12 protein-coding genes are annotated in these 16,927 nt (G+C 61.3%); 10 read left to right on the top strand and 2 right to left on the bottom strand.

Features of this window, described 5'->3' with window-relative positions; translation table 11 throughout:
- Positions 1 to 21 precede the first annotated feature (21 nt).
- Positions 22 to 1,833, top strand: coding sequence for a VWA domain-containing protein (locus ACW4DH_RS12355; protein ID WP_459636702.1), 1,812 nt, complete (start codon positions 22 to 24; stop codon positions 1,831 to 1,833).
- 159 nt (positions 1,834 to 1,992) lie between these two features.
- Here ACW4DH_RS12355 and cysK read toward each other — a convergent pair whose 3' ends face one another.
- Positions 1,993 to 2,964 (bottom strand): cysteine synthase A, encoded by a 972-nt coding sequence (gene cysK, locus ACW4DH_RS12350; RefSeq protein ID WP_459636701.1) that lies wholly within the window; start codon positions 2,962 to 2,964, stop codon positions 1,993 to 1,995.
- Between the two features lie 290 nt (positions 2,965 to 3,254).
- On the opposite strand from cysK, the gene ACW4DH_RS12345 reads away from it, so the two are divergent.
- The 6 genes from ACW4DH_RS12345 to ACW4DH_RS12320 all read left to right on the top strand — a co-directional run bounded on the left by ACW4DH_RS12345 (position 3,255) and on the right by ACW4DH_RS12320 (position 12,669).
- The gene (locus tag ACW4DH_RS12345) at positions 3,255 to 4,925 is read left to right on the top strand and encodes an AMP-binding protein (protein WP_459636700.1); all 1,671 of its coding nucleotides are present in this window, start codon (positions 3,255 to 3,257) and stop codon (positions 4,923 to 4,925) included.
- 153 nt (positions 4,926 to 5,078) lie between these two features.
- Entirely contained in the window at positions 5,079 to 9,035 is a 3,957-nt protein-coding gene (gene hrpA / locus ACW4DH_RS12340; protein ID WP_459636925.1) for an ATP-dependent RNA helicase HrpA, read from the top strand.
- Positions 9,036 to 9,147: 112 nt separating this feature from the next.
- A complete protein-coding gene (locus ACW4DH_RS12335; protein WP_459636699.1) occupies positions 9,148 to 10,278 on the top strand; it encodes a beta-ketoacyl-ACP synthase III in 1,131 nt (376 codons plus the stop codon).
- Positions 10,275 to 11,021 carry an MlaA family lipoprotein gene (locus tag ACW4DH_RS12330; RefSeq protein ID WP_459636698.1) on the top strand — a complete coding sequence of 249 codons (747 nt, stop codon included), beginning with the start codon at positions 10,275 to 10,277 and terminating at the stop codon, positions 11,019 to 11,021. The genes ACW4DH_RS12335 and ACW4DH_RS12330 overlap by 4 nt, the downstream gene beginning before the upstream one ends.
- 12 nt (positions 11,022 to 11,033) lie before the next feature.
- Positions 11,034 to 12,173, top strand: coding sequence for a PP2C family protein-serine/threonine phosphatase (locus tag ACW4DH_RS12325; protein ID WP_459636697.1), 1,140 nt, complete (start codon positions 11,034 to 11,036; stop codon positions 12,171 to 12,173).
- A complete protein-coding gene (locus ACW4DH_RS12320) occupies positions 12,166 to 12,669 on the top strand; it encodes an STAS domain-containing protein (protein WP_459636696.1) in 504 nt (167 codons plus the stop codon). Before ACW4DH_RS12325 ends, ACW4DH_RS12320 begins: the two co-directional genes overlap by 8 nt.
- A 17-nt stretch (positions 12,670 to 12,686) precedes the next feature.
- Here the strand turns inward: ACW4DH_RS12320 and tal are convergent, their stop codons facing one another.
- Positions 12,687 to 13,622 (bottom strand): transaldolase, encoded by a 936-nt coding sequence (gene tal / locus ACW4DH_RS12315; RefSeq protein ID WP_459636695.1) that lies wholly within the window; start codon positions 13,620 to 13,622, stop codon positions 12,687 to 12,689.
- A gap of 271 nt (positions 13,623 to 13,893) precedes the next feature.
- Here tal and ACW4DH_RS12310 point away from each other — a divergent pair, with 271 nt between their 5' ends.
- From ACW4DH_RS12310 to ACW4DH_RS12300, 3 genes are all read left to right on the top strand, one after another.
- A complete protein-coding gene (locus ACW4DH_RS12310) occupies positions 13,894 to 15,078 on the top strand; it encodes a Bcr/CflA family multidrug efflux MFS transporter (RefSeq protein ID WP_459636694.1) in 1,185 nt (394 codons plus the stop codon).
- Positions 15,071 to 15,796, top strand: a complete 726-nt coding sequence (locus tag ACW4DH_RS12305) for a sulfite exporter TauE/SafE family protein (RefSeq protein ID WP_459636693.1) — start codon at positions 15,071 to 15,073, stop codon at positions 15,794 to 15,796. Before ACW4DH_RS12310 ends, ACW4DH_RS12305 begins: the two co-directional genes overlap by 8 nt.
- A 110-nt stretch (positions 15,797 to 15,906) precedes the next feature.
- Positions 15,907 to 16,920 carry a PstS family phosphate ABC transporter substrate-binding protein gene (locus ACW4DH_RS12300; RefSeq protein WP_459636692.1) on the top strand — a complete coding sequence of 338 codons (1,014 nt, stop codon included), beginning with the start codon at positions 15,907 to 15,909 and terminating at the stop codon, positions 16,918 to 16,920.
- Positions 16,921 to 16,927 lie beyond the last annotated feature (7 nt).

The raw sequence follows: 16,927 nt of genomic DNA, 5'->3' as shown, positions 1-16,927 counted from the left end.
TGGCGGAATAAGGAAATGGCCATGCGAGCCCTTGTGGCGCTGTTGTTGTTGATAAGTTGCATGCCGTTGTCCTGGGCACAGGACGTAAAGGCTCCCGACGTACGAATGGTGATTGACGTCTCGGGCAGCATGAAGGTCAACGATCCGGCCAACCTGCGGGCAGGGGCTCTGGAATTGGCCGTTTCGTTGCTACCGCCCGAAGCGCGGGGTGGGCTATGGCTTTTCGGCACTCAGGTGCGCAATCCGCTGCCCAGTCGCCAGGTCAATGATGACTGGCGTGAGCGATTACTGTCCCTGACGTCCCAACTGTCCGATTACCAACAGTTCACCGATATCGAGGCCGCGATACGTCAAGCTGCCGCAGCGCCTCCTACCGATGAGGAGCGCCACCTTATCGTGCTCTCCGATGGAATGGTGGACCTGCCGGCACGCGGAGGTAACAAGGCAGCGCGTGACGAAGCCTCGCGCAACGCCCTGCTCGAGGAACTCGCGCCGCGTTTGGCCGAGCAGGACGTAGTGATCCACCCCATTGCGCTGTCGAACAAGGCGGATCTGGCCCTGTTCGAGCGGCTGGCCCAGGAAACCGGGGGCTTGGCTGCCCTGGCCGAAACCCCCGAAGCCCTGCTGCGCGCCTTTCTGGACGTGCTCGACCGTATCCTGCCGGCGGATCAGGTACCCCTCGAAAACCAGCGCTTTACCATCGATGATGAAATCGATGCCTTCACCGCGCTGCTCTTTCACGATCCGCAAGCGCCGCCGCTGGTGCTGATCGCCCCCGACGGTCAGCGATATTCGGCGGCGGATCATCCCGATACGATCCGCTGGCAGCGCGATTCCCGCTATGACCTGATCAAGGTGCCCGATCCTCAGGAAGGGCAATGGCGGATCGAAGGCGAGTTGGGAGACGATAGCCGCATTGCCGTCACGTCGTCGCTGGTTTTGCGTAGTAGCGAGCTGCCGGCCACCCTTTATCAGGGATTTGAAGTGCCGCTGGATATCTGGCTGGAAAACGAAGGCCGAACGTTGACGGCCAGTGAACTGCCCGCGGATATCTCCTTGCGTGTCGAACTGCGCAGCCTTGAGGGCCAAGTGTACGATGCGGTCAGCCTGACTCAGGAGGGCGAGCATTTTCGCGGCCAACTGCCGGGAGCCGAACAGTTGGGCAACGCGCGCTTGGCGCTGATTGCCGAAAGCGAGGCGTTTTCACGCCAGCGGGTACAGGGCGTCAACGTAATCCCGGCGATTACGGCTACGCTGTCTAACGACGAGGGGCACGTCGTGCTGCAGGCTCAGTATCCCGAGCTGAATGCATCGAATACCCAAATCCATGCCCAGCTGCTGGGCGATACGCTTGAAGCCCAGCAAACCGGGGCGCGGGAATGGCAGATCGATCTCCCTTCGCTCGACCCGAGTCGCTCAGTACCGCTTGAGCTCGAGGCGACGATTACGCTTGACGGCAATACGCGCACCCTTCGCTTGCCCGATGTGCGCCTGAACCCCGACGCGCGCATCGGTGTGTCAGGGGCGAGTGAGCGTCAGGCACTTGAGGCCGAGAGCTTAGCCGACGACAGGGAGGAAACGGGCCCGCCGGCAGATCAGGCGTCTCCGAGCTTGGCCGAAGTGGCCGATGCCGTGTTCGCGAGAGCGCGTAGCGAGTTGCAGAAAGTCCCGTCTTACCTCCAGCAGCATATGCGTTCACCGCTGGGCTGGGTACTGCTGGCCTTGGTATTGATAATGATAGTGTTCGTCATGCGCCGCAGGAGGAGGGCAAAGCGCAGAAAGGCACGTCGCCAGCGCCAACGCCAGCCGCAGTGGGAGGAACCGCATCTCTGAGTGGCGTTACCGTGGCACGCTGAAGCTCCCTCGGATATCCGCTTGGCAAAACCGCCTCCATGGGAGGCGGTTTTGCGTTGGCACGTGGTGTTCAGTCGCTTTGAGTTTTTTCAAGACGCGGTGTGTCTCGCCCGCACGGCCACTCAGGTCCCCCTGGTATCAGGGTTGAAGCTCCTTGTCGGTGAATAGCTCCTTGAACAGGGGACCGCTCAGGTAGCGTTCGCCGCTGTCGGGCAGAATAACCGCGATAGCCTTGTCGGCGAAGGCCGGGTCTTCGGCCAGGCGCAGGGCCGCGACCAGGGCTGCGCCTGACGAAATGCCGCAGAGAATGCCTTCCTCGCGCATCAAGCGGTGAGTCATGGCCATGGCCTCTTCGCTGGAAACCGCCTCGGCCCGGTCGATGAGCGACAGATCCAGGTTGCCTGGGATAAAGTTGGCGCCGATGCCCTGAATCTTATGCGGGGCCGGTGTAATCGCTTCACCGCGTAACGCCTGGGCGATAATCGGCGATTCGGACGGTTCCACGGCGACCGAGGTGATCGCCCGGCGACGCAATTGCTTGAAGTAGCGCGACACACCGCTGATGGTGCCGCCAGTACCGACACCCGCCACGAGCACATCGAGTTCGCCGTCGGTGGCCTCCCACAATTCAGGCCCGGTGGTTTCCTCATGAATGCGCGGATTGGCCGGATTGTCGAACTGCTGAGGCAGAAAATAGCGAGCGGGATCGGCCTGCTGCATCTCATACGCCTTGTCGACCGCGCCCTGCATGCCCAGGGATGGCTCGGTGAGTACCAGTTCCGCGCCCAGCGCCTTGAGGACCTTGCGACGCTCGAGGCTCATCGAGGCCGGCATGGTCAGGGAAACCTTGTAGCCGCGGGCCGCAGCGACGAATGCCAGCGCAATTCCGGTGTTGCCTGAGGTCGGCTCGAGGATCTCCTTGCCGGGAGTCAGCTCGCCGCGCTGCTCGGCATCCCAGATCATGCTGGCGCCGATACGGCATTTGACCGAGAAGGAAGGGTTGCGTGCTTCGATCTTGGCGTACAGTCGCGGATGTTGCGTCAAGTGGCGGATCCTGACCATTGGCGTCTGGCCGATGGTCTGCGAGTTGTCTTCGAAAATCTTGCCCATTTCGTCTCCTGCGCGTAGATCGGGAATGCAACTTCAGAATCTACTCCTTGTCATGGGGCGGGTCGAGCCACACGATGGGGGCAAGCGCACCTGCCGGTGATATCGGGAGAGGGCGTGTCGAGATGAGACGATATTGAACGTTAGTTTCAAGCGGCTGTTTTAAGTCGCTCAGGCTTGATATAAAGGGGCTTCGTTGAATTGACGAATCACCTCGTTTAGCCGGTCGTCACCAGCTGGATAACAAGAACGGTCGGCAGCGGTTGTCGATGCATCATGTGGAGGAAAAGCCTATGAGTCAGCAAGCCGCGGCTCCCATCATCTCCGGATCGGCGCTTGAGGGGTTGGAGGAGTACGCCTCCGTCGTCGATGTTTTCAACCGATCCTGTGAGCGTTTCGCGGAGAACCCTGCCTTCACCTGTATGGGGCAAACGCTGACTTATGCCGACCTGGACCGTCTGTCACGCAATTTTGCGGCATGGCTGCAGCATGAAACGACCCTGGAGCCCGGTGATCGCGTCGCTATCCAGCTGCCTAACCTGCTGCAGTTTCCCGTGGCCGTCTTCGGTGCACTGCGGGCGGGAATGGTCGTGGTCAACACCAACCCGCTCTATACCGAGCGGGAAATGCAGCACCAGTTCAAGGACTCGGGAGCCAAGGCGATCCTGATTCTGGCCAACATGGCCTCCAAGCTGGAGAAAATTCTTGAGAACACCGATATCCAGCATGTCGTGATCACCGAGATCGGCGACCTGCACGGTTTTCCCAAGCGACAACTGATCAATACTGCGGTCAAGCACGTCAAGAAGATGGTGCCGAAGTATTCGCTGCCCAAAGCCACCGGACTGCGCGAGGCGCTCACCCGGGGGGGGCGTCTCGAATACCGGCCGGTATCGCGCAGCGCGGAAGATATCGCTGCCTTGCAGTACACCGGAGGGACGACGGGGGTGGCCAAGGGCTGCATGCTGACCCATCGCAACCTGGTCGCCAATGCGTTGCAGACGCGGATTTCCAACCTTTCCCATACCCAGGAAGGCGAGGAAACCATGATCGCGCCGTTGCCGGTCTATCATATCTATACGTTCACCGTGAATTGCCTGTTCAACGTGCTGATGGGCAACCATTCGGTGTTCATTCCCAACCCGCGCGATATCGATGATTTCATCAAGACGTTGAAGAATACCCGCTATACCGGCTTCGTCGGGCTCAATACTCTATTCAATGCCCTGTGCAATCGTGACGACTTCCGGGCGCTGGATTTCTCCGCGCTGAAGATGACCATCTCCGGAGGCATGGCGCTGACCAAGGCGACCGCCAAGCGCTGGGAAGAGGTCACCGGCTGCCCGATCATGGAAGGTTACGGTTTGACCGAAACGGCGCCCATCGTCTCCGCTAACCCGCCGGACGCCATTCAGCTCGGCACCATTGGCAAGCCTTTCGCGGGGACTTCGGTCAAGGTGGTCGACGACGACGGCAACACGCTGCCTTTCGGTGAGGCGGGCGAGCTGTACGTGAAAGGCCCCCAGGTGATGAAGGGCTACTGGAACCGGCCCGACGAGACGCAGAAGGTGCTCGACGACGAAGGCTGGCTGCGTACCGGCGACATGGCGGTCCTGCAGGAAGACAGTTACATCCGCATCGTCGATCGCAAGAAGGATCTGATCATCGTCTCGGGATTCAATGTCTACCCCAACGAAGTGGAGGATGTCGTCGCCGCTCATCCGGATGTCGTGGAGGTTGCTGCAGTGGGTATTCCCGACGAGAACAGCGGCGAGGCGATCAAGCTGTTCGTGGTCTCGAAAAACGAAAACCTCGATGCCGAGACGCTGCGCGCCTGGTGCAAGAAGGAGTTGACCGGTTACAAGGTTCCGCGCTATGTCGAGTTCCGCGACGAGCTGCCCAAGACCAACGTGGGCAAGGTGTTGCGTCGCGAGTTGCGTGACGGCGCCAGGCCGCCTGCCTAGACACGCCATCGGCTGAGATCCTCTCAACAGGGTTCGGCATAGGCGTGTCCCGCGCCTAGCGGTACAATAACCTGCCCGTCATGCTGACGGGCAGGTTTTTTGCGACCGGATGAGGACCTCTTGAGCGTACATTCCCGCGATCCCCTTGTACGAATGAAATCCCTCCAGGCGGCTCTGGACGACTGTCTGCTGCACGACGCACGCGACCAAGGGCGGCGCCTGTCACGCCTGCAGGCGCGGTTCAAGGCCGGCAAGCCCGTCGATCGTGCCCTGGCCGACATGGAGCGGCGCGTGGGTGCCTCCCGCGAGGCATTGGCGCTGCGTCGTGCCTTGTCGGTACAGCTGGACTACCCCGAGACGCTGCCCGTCGCCGAGAAGCGCGAAGATATCCTGGAGGCGTTGCGCGATCACCAGGTCGTGGTGGTGGCGGGCGAGACCGGTTCGGGCAAGACCACGCAGTTGCCCAAGATGTGTCTCGAGCTGGGCTTGGGCCGGCGCGGATTGATTGGCCACACTCAGCCACGCCGTCTGGCGGCGCGTTCCGTGGCCACGCGCCTGGCCGAGGAGCTGGCGGTTCCGCTGGGCGACCAGGTCGGCTACCAGGTGCGCTTCACCGATACCACTAACGAGCGCACCCTGATCAAACTGATGACCGACGGCATCCTGCTGGCCGAGACTCAGCACGATCCCGATCTGTCGCGCTACGAAGCCATCATCATCGACGAGGCGCATGAGCGCAGCCTCAATATCGATTTCCTGCTCGGGTACCTCAAGCGGCTGACGCAGCGGCGTCCAGACCTCAAGATCATCATTACGTCGGCGACCATCGACGTGGAGCGCTTTGCCGCACACTTTTCCGAGGAAAACCGTAAGGCACCGGTAGTACAGGTCTCGGGGCGCACGTTTCCGGTCGAAGTGCGCTATCGACCGCTGGTGCGCGAGGCGGACGACGAGGAAGACCGTACGCTGCAGGAAGGCATCCTGCATGCCGTCGAGGAGATCGAGGCGATCGAGCGTGAGAAACGCTGGTTCTCGGGACCTCGCGATGTACTGATCTTCCTGCCCGGCGAGCGCGACATTCGCGAGACGGCGGATACCCTGCGCCATGCCAACCTCAAGAGCACCGAAATCCTGCCGCTGTATGCGCGGTTATCGAATGCCGAGCAGAACCGGATTTTTCAGCCTCACGTCGGACGCCGCATCGTGTTGTCCACCAACGTGGCCGAAACCTCGCTGACGGTGCCGGGCATTCGCTACGTGATCGATCCCGGGCTGGTGCGCATGAGCCGCTACAGCTATCGCGCCAAGGTCCAGCGCCTGCCCATCGAGCCGGTCAGTCAGGCCAGTGCCGACCAGCGTAAGGGACGCTGCGGACGAGTGGCGGAGGGCGTCTGCCTGCGCCTTTACAGTGAAGACGACTTTCTGGCGCGGCCGGCCTACACCGAGCCGGAAATCCAGCGCACCAACCTGGCCTCGGTGATTCTCTCGATGCTGGCATTGAAGCTCGGCGATATCGAGGCGTTTCCTTTCGTCGACGCCCCGGATTCGCGCTTTATCAGGGACGGCTTCCGGCTGCTGTTCGAGCTCGGTGCGGTGGATGAAAATCAGCGCCTGACCGAGACCGGACGACGCCTGTCGCGCCTGCCCATCGATCCGCGCCTGGCCCGCATGGTGCTGGCCGGCGCCGAGTTCAAGAGCTTGCGCGAAACGCTGGTCGTCGTCAGTGCCTTGGCGGTGCAGGATCCGCGTGAGCGGCCCGCCGAAAAGCGTCAGGCCGCCGATCAGAAGCATAAGCAATGGGAAGATCCCGAGTCCGACTTCGCGGCGTTGCTGAATGTATGGCACGGCTTCGAAGCGGCACGCGAGACGCTGTCCGGCAGTCAGCTGCGGCGCTGGTGTCGCGAGCAGTATCTGAACTATCTGCGTCTGCGCGAGTGGCACGATACCTATCGTCAGCTGCGTCAGGTGGCGCGTGATCTGGAGCTGGGCGACACTTCCGCCATGCAGCCGGCCGAGCCGGTGAGCAATACCGCCGAGAATGGCGCGCGCCGCCACCCGACGGTGGACTATGAACGCCTGCACCGGGCCTTGCTGTCAGGGTTGCTGTCGAACCTGGGGCAGTTGCTCGAGAATCGTGAATATCTCGGCGCACGCAATCGCAAGTTCATGATTCATCCCGGCTCGGGGCTGGCCAAGAAAACCCCCAAGTGGATCATGGCCGGCGAACTGGTGGAAACCTCGCGGCTGTTCGCTCGCAGCGTGGCGCGCATTCGTCCGGAATGGGTTGAGCCCCAGGCCATGCATCTGGTCAAGCGCAATTACAGCGACGCGCACTGGGAAATGAAGCGTGCCCAGGTGGTGGCTCACGAGCAGGTCACGCTGTTCGGGCTGCCGATCGTCGCCGGGCGCAAGGTCAACTACGGCCCCATCGCACCCCGCGAAGCGCGCGAGATTTTCATTCGCCGGGCGCTGGTGGAAGGTGAATACCGTACCAAGGCAGAGTTCTTCGCCTACAATCGGGCATTGATCGACGAGATCGAGGAGCTCGAAGACCGCGCCCGTCGGCGCGATATCCTGGTCGATGAGGATACGCTGTTCGAATTCTATGATCAGCGCATTCCGGCCGACATCCATAACGGACGCAGCTTCGAGCGCTGGCGGGAAAAAGCCGAACGCGACGATCCCGCCATTCTCAAGCTCGACAAGGCCGACCTGATGGCCCGCGAGGCCGAGGATGTCACCGTCGAGCAGTATCCCGACGAGTTGGTCTGGAATGGAGTACGTTATCCGCTGAGCTACCATTTCGCCCCGGGCGTGAGTGACGATGGCGTGACCCTGACCCTGCCGGCGGCGATGCTGTCGCAACTGCCTGCTGCGCGCCTGGAGTGGTTGGTGCCGGGACTGTTGCGCGAGAAATGTATCGCATTGCTCAAGTCGCTGCCCAAGTCGGTGCGCAAGCAAGTGGTGCCGATTCCCGACTGGGTGGAGGCGGCGCTCGAGGCATTGACGCCCGATGACGTGCCGCTGACCGAGGCGCTGGGCGAGTTCCTGCGTCGCAAGACCGGGCTGCGCCTGCCGCCGGAGGCGTGGCGTACCGACCAGCTCGAACCGCACCTGATCATGAACCTGCGGGTACTCGATCACGAGGGCAAGGTGCTCGGAGAGGGGCGCGATCTCGCGGCGCTGCAACAGCGCTTTGCCGCGGCGGCGACCCAGGGCGCCCGGGCGTTGAACGCCGAGGTGCTCGAGGCACCGGCACTGGATGAGTTGCCCGAGGCGCCGCTGCCCGAGTCGCGCACCACGATGCAGGCGGGGATTCGCGTCGAGGCCTACCCGGCACTGGTCGAGCAGGGCGATCGTCTGGCGGTGGAGCTGTTCGACCACCCCGACAAGGCGCGAGAGGCTCACCGGCAAGGTATCAAGCGACTGGCGATGCGGCGCCTGCCCGATCAGGTCCGCTATCTCAAGCGTGACCTCAAGGGGCTGGATCGCTGCGCGTTATTATTTGCCAAGGTGGGCAGCAAGGCGCAACTCGTCGATGATGTCGCGGATGCGGTATTCCTGCAGGTCATGGCCGTCGATCCGCTGCCGCGCTCGCGCCAGGCACTCGATGCACGCATTGAAGAGCGGCGTGCCGAACTTGTGCCGCATGCCGAGCGGTTGGTGGATTGGCTCCACAAGGCGCTCGAAGGTCACTTGGCAGTGACCAAGCACCTCAAGGGCAATCTCAGTCTGGCGCTGGCCCTGGTATATGGCGATCTCAAGGCCCAGATGCAGCGTCTGGTGTACCCCGGCTTCGTGACGCAGGCAGGGCCGTGGCTCCAGCACTACTCCCGTTACATGCAGGCGGCGTTGGTGCGCCTGGAAAAGGCGCCGCGCGAGCGTATGCGCGACCAGATGGCCATGCAAGAGGTGCAGAACTTCGAGTCGCGGCTGGAAGCGAGGCGTGCGGCTACGCGCCGTGATGGCATCGAGGACCCGCAGCTTGTGGAGTTCGGCTGGTGGCTCGAGGAGTTGCGCGTCTCGCTGTTCGCTCAGCAGCTCGGCACTTTGGAGCCGGTATCCGCCAAGCGTCTCGAACGGCGTTGGGCGGAAATCACCGGAAGGTGAATTTAATTCATATCCTCTTGCGGTCTGATGATGCCAGCGTCAGGGTTTTCATTGAGAACGTTTTCAAAAATTAGAACAGGGGGTATCTCGCGATACCCTATGGGAGACGACCATGACACAGGCCGTGATTACCGGCACGGGGCTCTATACGCCAGAGCATGCCATCAGTAACGATGAGCTGGTAGCGTCTTTCAATACCTGGGTCGACCGGGAAAATGCCCGGCATGCCACGGCGATCGAGGCGGGTGAGCGCGAGCCGTTGAGTTACTCGAGCAGCGAATTCATCCTCAAGGCATCCGGTATCAAGAGCCGCTATGTTCTCGAGGCCGAGGGCATTCTCGACCCCGAGCGCATGCGCCCGCGATTGCCTGAGCGTTCCAACGAGGAGTTGTCGGTGCAGGCCGAGATGGCCGTGGCGGCGGCCCGACAGGCGCTTGACGCCGCGCAGGTGACGGCCGGCGAGATCGATATGGTGATTGTCGCCTGCTCCAATCTTCAGCGTCCCTATCCGGCCGTGGCCGTCGAAGTGCAGATGGCCCTTGGTGTATCGGGCTACGCGTTCGACATGAACGTGGCGTGTTCGAGCGCGACGTTTGGTATCGAGATGGCGACCAATGCCATTCGTGTGGGCAATGCCCGACGCGTGCTGATGGTCAATCCCGAGATCTGTTCCGCTCATCTCAATTTCCGCGATCGGGACAGCCATTTCATCTTCGGCGATGCCTGTACGGCGGTGATTCTCGAGGCGGCGGATACCGCGCGCAGCCCGAGTCGCTTCGAGGTATTGGGGACACGGCTCTCCACACGGTTTTCGAATGCCATCCGTAACAACTACGGTTTTCTCAACAATATGGCCGATAGCGGGGTCGGCGAGGCGGACAAGTTGTTCGTCCAGGAGGGGCGCCGGGTATTCCGCGAAGTCTGTCCCTTGGTGGCGCAACTGATCGTCGAACATCTTGAGCAGCTATCGCTGTCGAGCGCCGATCTCAAGCGTCTATGGTTGCACCAGGCCAACCGCCATATGAATGATCTGATCGCGCGTCGCGTACTCGGTCATGAGCCTACACTCGAACAGGCCCCGATCATTCTGGACCGCTATGCCAATACCAGCTCGGCAGGCTCGATTATCGCTTTTCATCTGCATCGCGAAGGACTTGAGGATGGCGATATTGGGGTGGTGTGTTCCTTCGGGGCGGGCTACAGTGCGGGCAGTGTATTGTTACGCAAGGTGAACAAGGGATGAGGATGATCAAGGGAATGATGGCGCTGGGCATGGCCGCAGCGCTAGCGGGATGTGCGTCCCAGGGGACGGTGGCGGCGAATCCCGACGATCCGTGGGAAGGATTTAACCGTAGCGTCTTTGCTTTCAACGATACATTGGATCGTTATGTACTCAAGCCAACCGCGCAGGGCTACGATTACATCACGCCGGAGCCGGTGCAGACCGGCGTCAGCAACTTCTTCGGCAATCTGGGCGAGCTGGGGACCGCTTTCAATAGCGTCCTGCAGTGGAAATGGACGAATGCCGGTGTGGCCTCGGGCCGTTTCATGATCAATTCCGTGCTCGGCGTGGGCGGCGTACTCGACCCGGCGTCACGCATGGGGCTGCGCGGTCGTGAGGAAGATTTCGGCCAGACGCTGGCCGTGTGGGGCGTGGACGAGGGACCCTTCGTCGTGCTGCCGCTGCTCGGTGGGCGAACGCTGCGCCATGCTTCAGGCTTGCCGGTCGACTGGTACACCGATCCCGTCACCTATGTCGATGACGATGCGACCCGCTACGGCCTGCGTTTCGTGGATCTGATCAACTACCGTGCCAGCGTGCTCGATCAGGAAAAGTTGATCCGTGGCGACCGTTACAGCTTTCTACGTGATGCTTACTTGCAACAGCGTCGCTTCGAGGTCAGTGATGGACAGTTGGGAGAAGATCCCTTTGCAAGCGAGGGTTTCGATGATTTCGATTTCAGCGACGATGACTTCGCCGATTAATCCGACGCCCTTATGGTCAACCCGCACACGCTGATCGGTCTGATCGATCAGCCCGGACGTGAACGCGAGGCGCTTGCCCAGGCGATTGCCAAGGGGGGGTTCGCCGTGGCCACGGCCGATTCGCTGGCGGCGCTTCCTGCGGAGGCGTCGTTCATCGTCGCGCATGTGCGCGCCGTGGATCGGCATGACTGGCCGCGCCTATCAGAGCGCCTGCCGACTATCGTGGTGAGCGAGACGCGCGCCGACGACGATCTGATCAAGGCGGTTGATGCCGGCTTGGTCGATTATCTCGTCGAGCCGCTCGAACATAGCGATGTGCTACGCCGGCTCATCGTGCGCACCGTCGAGCATCATCGGCTGGCCATGGAGCATGCCGAGGACCGGGCGCGTCTGGCTGAACTCAACGAAAAGCTGGAAACTCATCTGGCGATGTTGCGCCTTGATCAGCAGGCCGGCAGTCATATCCAGCGCAAACTGTTGCCGCCTCGTCCGGTGACCCACAATGGGGTGACTGCCGATTACTGGCTGGAACCCTCGCTCTACCTGTCGGGGGATTTTCTCGACTTTCAGCCCTGTGACAGTCGTTACAGTTTCTTCTACTTCGCCGATGTTTCCGGGCACGGCGCTTCCTCAGCCTTTGTCACCGTGCTGCTCAGGTATCTCTGCAATCGCTGGCTGTCGCGTTGGGACGGTCTGGCACCGGAAACCTTTCCGGCCCGCTGGTTGGCGGAGCTCAATCAAGAGCTAATCGATACCGGTATCGGGAAGCATGCCACGGTCTTCGCCGGAGTGCTTGACCGGGAGCTTCGCTACCTCCACTATGCGCTCGGCGCCCAGCTGCCCATGCCCATGCTCCAGGCCGGCGAGCAGGTGACGGTCCTGGAAGGAACGGGATCGCCCGTAGGGTTGTTTCCCGATGTTGAATTTCCCTCCTTCGGATGTGAACTGCCGCAGAACTTCTGCCTTTGGCTGTGTTCGGATGGGGTGCTGGAGTGCCTGCCCGGCGAGACACTCGATGCGCGACTTCAAGAACTGGAGCGGCGTGTCACGTCCTGCCCCGATATCCAGACGCTGCGCGACAGCCTGACGTTGGGGGAGGAATTGCCGGATGATCTCACCATGATGACACTGAGCGGTTTCAACGATGCATGAAGGGCGTATCAAGGCAGCTTTCGAGGCCGGGGTGTTCGTGCTCAAGCTATGCGGCGATGTCCGTCTCACGCTTTGCGCTACCCTGGACGTCGAAGCCCAGCGCCTGGGCGAAATGCCGGGTCTACGTGCAGTAATGATCGACCTGCGCGAGGCAACTAATGTTGACTCCACTGCGCTGGGCTTTCTGGCCAAGGTCGCCATGGCCGTGCAGGGGCACGTCGAGCAGCGCCCGACCATTGTGGCCGACCATCCCGATGTGCGGCGCATGCTGGACGTGATGGGCTTCGCACGTTATTTCACGGTGGTGAAGTCGCCTCTGACCGAGCCTGCCGAACTGGACGATCTACCGCATGTCGAGGCCGACGAGCAGAACATGCAGGGGCGCATTCTCGAGGCTCATCGCATCCTGATGCACATGAGCGAACACAACCGCCATGAATTCCAGCCTCTGATCGAACTGCTGGAAGCCCAGCAGTTCGATTCTCATCACAGCTGACGCCTACCTGCCGTAAGTCATACGCGCAGCTCACTCAGCAATGATTCAAGCTTACGCTGATCGGCCATGAACTTGCGGATGCCTTCGGCGAGTTTTTCGGTGGCCATGGCATCCTCGTTCATGTCCCAGCGGAATTCGCTCTCATCCAGCGGCTCCGGAGCCGACGTCTCGGCGCCGCCTGGCTGTAGCTGCCGGGTCAAGGGACCCTCGTCTTCCGCCAGCTCTGCGAGCAGGGTAGGGGAGATGGTCAGCCGGTCACAGCCGGCCAAGGCTTCGATTTCGCCGCTATTGCGGAAGCTGGCGCCCATGACGATGGTCCGGTAGCCGTGTCCCTTGTAGTGTTCGTAAATGTGCCGGACCGAGCGTACGCCGGGGTCGCGTTCCCCGCTGAAGTCCGCCTCGGGATCGTGCGCCTTGTGCCAGTCGAGGATGCGGCCGACAAAGGGGGAAATCAGTGTCACGCCGGCATCGGCGCAGGCGCGGGCCTGGGTAAAGCTGAATAGTAGGGTCAGGTTGGTGCGAATGCCTTCCCTTTCGAGACGCTCCGCAGCACGAATCCCTTCCCAGGTTGAGGCGATCTTGATCAGAATACGCTCCCGAGGTACCCCGCGGCGCTCGTAGCGCTCGATCAATGAGTAAGCCCGATTGAGCGTGGCCTGGGTGTCGAACGACAGGCGGGCGCTGACTTCGGTAGAGACATAGCCGGGAACCAGTTCGCTGATCTCGCTTCCCACATCCACGGCGACGGCATCCAGGGCATCGTCGATATCGGTACTCTGACGGGCGAGTTCGGCGAGCCGCACGCGACGGCTTTCGTGCTGAGCGGCCTGCAGGATGAGGGAGGGATTGGTCGTCGCATCGGTGGGAGTGAAGCGCCGAATGGCCTCGAGATCGCCGGTATCCGCGACGACGGTGGTCATTGTCTTGAGCTGCGTCAGTTTGTCCTGAGCCATGTCGTGAGTCCTTGATTCGAGTCAGAGCCTCACTTTACCAACTGCCTGATAGCACGCCTAGCGTTCAAGTGTAGTCCGAACCGTAACTGTCGGCAGTCGGCACTGTCATACGCGAGGCGTCGTGAGAGCAGAGAGACGGTTAAAGATAAGAGCTGTAGGGCGCGCGCTTGCCTTGGCGGTACCGAAGAAATACGCCTTTGGGTGGCATTGTTGTTAACATTAGCCTCCTTATGGTGTTTCCCATGTCGTTTTTCTTCGTGCAAGGAGGCTTATGAAGCTCGATTCCCGGCGCGTAGCGTGGCTCGTCGCGGCCAATACTGCCCTGGCGCCGTTCGCCATCGATGCCTATCTTCCGGCGATTCCCTCGTTGGCCAAGTCGGTGGGGGCCAGCGTCCATCACACCGAGCTTTCGGTCAGCGTCTTCCTGTTCGGCTTTGCCCTAGGACAGCTGATCTGCGGCCCCCTGTCGGACCGGCTGGGGCGCAAGCCGGTACTCCTCTCGGGGCTGGCGGTGTTCCTGCTTTCCAGCCTGGCCATTACCCAGGTCAGTTCCATCGAGCAGTTATGGCTGCTGCGCTTCGTTCAGGCGTTGGGCGGCGGGGCGTGTGTGGTCAATTCGGCGGCCATCGTGCGCGACTGCTTCAGCGGCCGCGAGGCGGCGAAGGTCATGTCGACCATGGTCATGATTCTGATGCTGGCGCCGCTGGTCGCGCCGATGGTAGGCAGTGGCCTGCTATATCTGGCCGACTGGTGGGCTATCTTCGTCTTCCTGGCGATATATGCGGCGTTTCTGCTGTGGCTACTGAGTACACAGTTGCCGGAAACGCATGGCCGCGATCCGCATGCTGCGCCATGGCGTCAGATACTCAGCAATTACATGAGTGTGCTGCGCCATCGCGAGGCGATGGGGTATATCTGTGCGGTATCGATGTCCTTTGCCGGCATGTTCGCCTTCATCACCGGGTCACCTTACCTCTACATGGAACACTACGGACTGTCTCCGGCAGTTTATCCGTTCGTGTTCGGGGCCAATATCGTGGTCATGGCGGGCTCCAACCGGCTCAATATCCGCCTGCTCAGGTCGCGTTCGCCACAGCAGAATCTGCTGCTCGGGCTGGGCGTGCAGCTGGCGGCGGGCCTGGCGCTGGTCGGTATCTTCACGCTGGGGATCGACTCGCTATATAGCGTGGCGCCATTGATGGTGCTGTTCGTGGGCATGCAGGGCCTGATCAGCCCCAATGCCATGTCCGCCATGCTCGATCATTTTCCGCGCATGAGCGCTACCGCGACGGCATTGCTGGGCAGCGTGCAGTTTACCAGCGGTGCCCTGGCCGGCGTGCTGGTCGGGGCCTTCGAGGTCGCCAATGCCTGGCCGACGGTGCTGACTATGCTCGGGGCGACGATAATCGGCAACCTGGGAGTTCGAATGCTGGCCCGGAAGGCTTTGCATGTTTGAGTGGCTGGGGGTGACCCCGGAAGTCTGGCTGGGATGCGCCGCATCGCTGTTTCTGGGGGCCTTCGTGCAGCGTGCCACCGGGTTCGGGCTGGCCGTTGTCGGTGCGCCATTGCTGTTGATGCTGGAGCCGCGGCTGGTGCCGGTGGTGCTGGTGATGTTCGGCCTGATGGTCTCGTCGATGATGGTCCGGCGCTATCGTCACGAGGTCCGCCTCGACGTGATCGGCATGGCGCTGATCGGCCGGCTGCCTGGCAATGCACTGGGGGCCTGGCTGCTGATAGCCGCACCCTTGGCGGTGCTCGAAAAGCTAATTGCCGCTATCGTGCTGATGGCGGTGGCGGTCAGCCTGTTGCGCTTTAGCCTGCCGGTCAATCGGGTCAGCCTGTTCTGTGCCGGGGTCATCTCCGGGGTGTTCGGCACCGTATCCGCAATTGGCGGTCCGCCCATTGCGCTGTTGATGCATCGTCTGCCGCCGGATAGCGTACGCGGCAATCTAGCGGCCTTCTTCGTTGTCGGTTCGCTTTTGACGCTGACGGTCTTGGCCGTGGCGGGGCGCATTCAGGCGTGGCATTTATGGATGGCGATCAGCTTCGTACCGGTGATTGTGGCGGGAAGTGGAGCGGCGGCACAGGTTGCGCATCGTCTGGACCGGCGCTTATTGCAGTACGCCTCGTTGTCGCTGTGTACGCTGGCCGCGCTGGGGTTGTTGATCGACTGATCTGCAACATGCCGGTAACGTTGGGTTGCTTCTGTCATGAAGCTGTCATCTTTGTGGGGCATCTTGGGTGTCGCGAAGGTTGAACACTCTCATCGACAGGAGTTACCCGCATGAATCGCATCCTAAAGTCCGGCGTCGTCGCCGCTGCCGTACTGGGTGTCATCGGTGTTGCCGAGGCCCGCGAGCAAGTTCGTATCGTCGGCTCCAGCACGGTCTACCCGTTTGCCAGCTACGTCGCCGAGGAATTCGGTGCGACGACCAATAATCCGACGCCCGTCATCGAGTCGACCGGCTCCGGCGGTGGTCTGCGCCTGTTCTGCAACGGTGTGGGAGAAGGAACACCGGACATCACCAACGCCTCTCGCCGCATGAAGACCTCGGAATTCGAGCGTTGCCAGGAGAATGGGGTCACCGATATTACCGAAGCGACCATCGGCTATGATGGCATTGCCTTTGCTCAGTCGAGCAGCAATGATCCGATCGATCTGACCCGCGAGCAGATTTTCCTGGCGCTGGCGGCTCAGGTTCCGCAGGACGGCCAGTTGGTCGATAATCCCTACAAGAACTGGAGCGACATCGACGCCTCGCTGCCTGACCGTCCCATCGCCGTGTATGGTCCGCCAACCACCTCCGGGACCCGCGATGCCTTCGAGGAGTTGGTGATGGAAGCCGCCTCGGAAGACATGCAAGCCTACGGCGGCGAAACGTATACCGACATTCGTTCCGATGGCGCCTACGTCGATGCGGGTGAGAACGATAACCTGATCGTGCAGCGCTTGAGCGAAAATACCGATGCCTTCGGTATCTTCGGTTACTCCTTTCTCGAAGAGAACGCCGACTCGCTGAATGGGGCGTCCATCGATGGCGTCGCGCCGGAACCCGAAGCCATCAGCTCTGGCGAGTACCCGGTTTCTCGTTCACTGTTCTTCTACATCAAGAACCAGCATGCCGACGACGTTCCGCCCATGTACGACTATGCCAATCTGTTCATGAGCGAGCAAATGATTGGCCCCATGGGTTATCTCCAGGATATCGGGTTGATTCCGCTTCCTGAAGAGCAGCGTAACGAAGCGCGTCAGGCAGTTGAAGATCATAAGAAGCTTGAGCTTTCCGAACTGCAGTAAGCCGGGT

It is taken from the genome of Halomonas sp. WWR20 (assembly GCF_054602495.1).
This window is presented reverse-complemented; position numbering and strand designations above follow the sequence as displayed.

Coding starts and splice junctions, on each gene's coding strand:
- ACW4DH_RS12355 (WP_459636702.1), top strand. CDS start 22: ATGCGAGCCCTTGTGGCGCTGTTGTTGTTGATAAGTTGCATGCCGTTG.
- cysK (WP_459636701.1), bottom strand. CDS start 2,964: ATGGGCAAGATTTTCGAAGACAACTCGCAGACCATCGGCCAGACGCCA.
- ACW4DH_RS12345 (WP_459636700.1), top strand. CDS start 3,255: ATGAGTCAGCAAGCCGCGGCTCCCATCATCTCCGGATCGGCGCTTGAG.
- hrpA (WP_459636925.1), top strand. CDS start 5,079: ATGAAATCCCTCCAGGCGGCTCTGGACGACTGTCTGCTGCACGACGCA.
- ACW4DH_RS12335 (WP_459636699.1), top strand. CDS start 9,148: ATGACACAGGCCGTGATTACCGGCACGGGGCTCTATACGCCAGAGCAT.
- ACW4DH_RS12330 (WP_459636698.1), top strand. CDS start 10,275: ATGAGGATGATCAAGGGAATGATGGCGCTGGGCATGGCCGCAGCGCTA.
- ACW4DH_RS12325 (WP_459636697.1), top strand. CDS start 11,034: ATGGTCAACCCGCACACGCTGATCGGTCTGATCGATCAGCCCGGACGT.
- ACW4DH_RS12320 (WP_459636696.1), top strand. CDS start 12,166: ATGCATGAAGGGCGTATCAAGGCAGCTTTCGAGGCCGGGGTGTTCGTG.
- tal (WP_459636695.1), bottom strand. CDS start 13,622: ATGGCTCAGGACAAACTGACGCAGCTCAAGACAATGACCACCGTCGTC.
- ACW4DH_RS12310 (WP_459636694.1), top strand. CDS start 13,894: ATGAAGCTCGATTCCCGGCGCGTAGCGTGGCTCGTCGCGGCCAATACT.
- ACW4DH_RS12305 (WP_459636693.1), top strand. CDS start 15,071: ATGTTTGAGTGGCTGGGGGTGACCCCGGAAGTCTGGCTGGGATGCGCC.
- ACW4DH_RS12300 (WP_459636692.1), top strand. CDS start 15,907: ATGAATCGCATCCTAAAGTCCGGCGTCGTCGCCGCTGCCGTACTGGGT.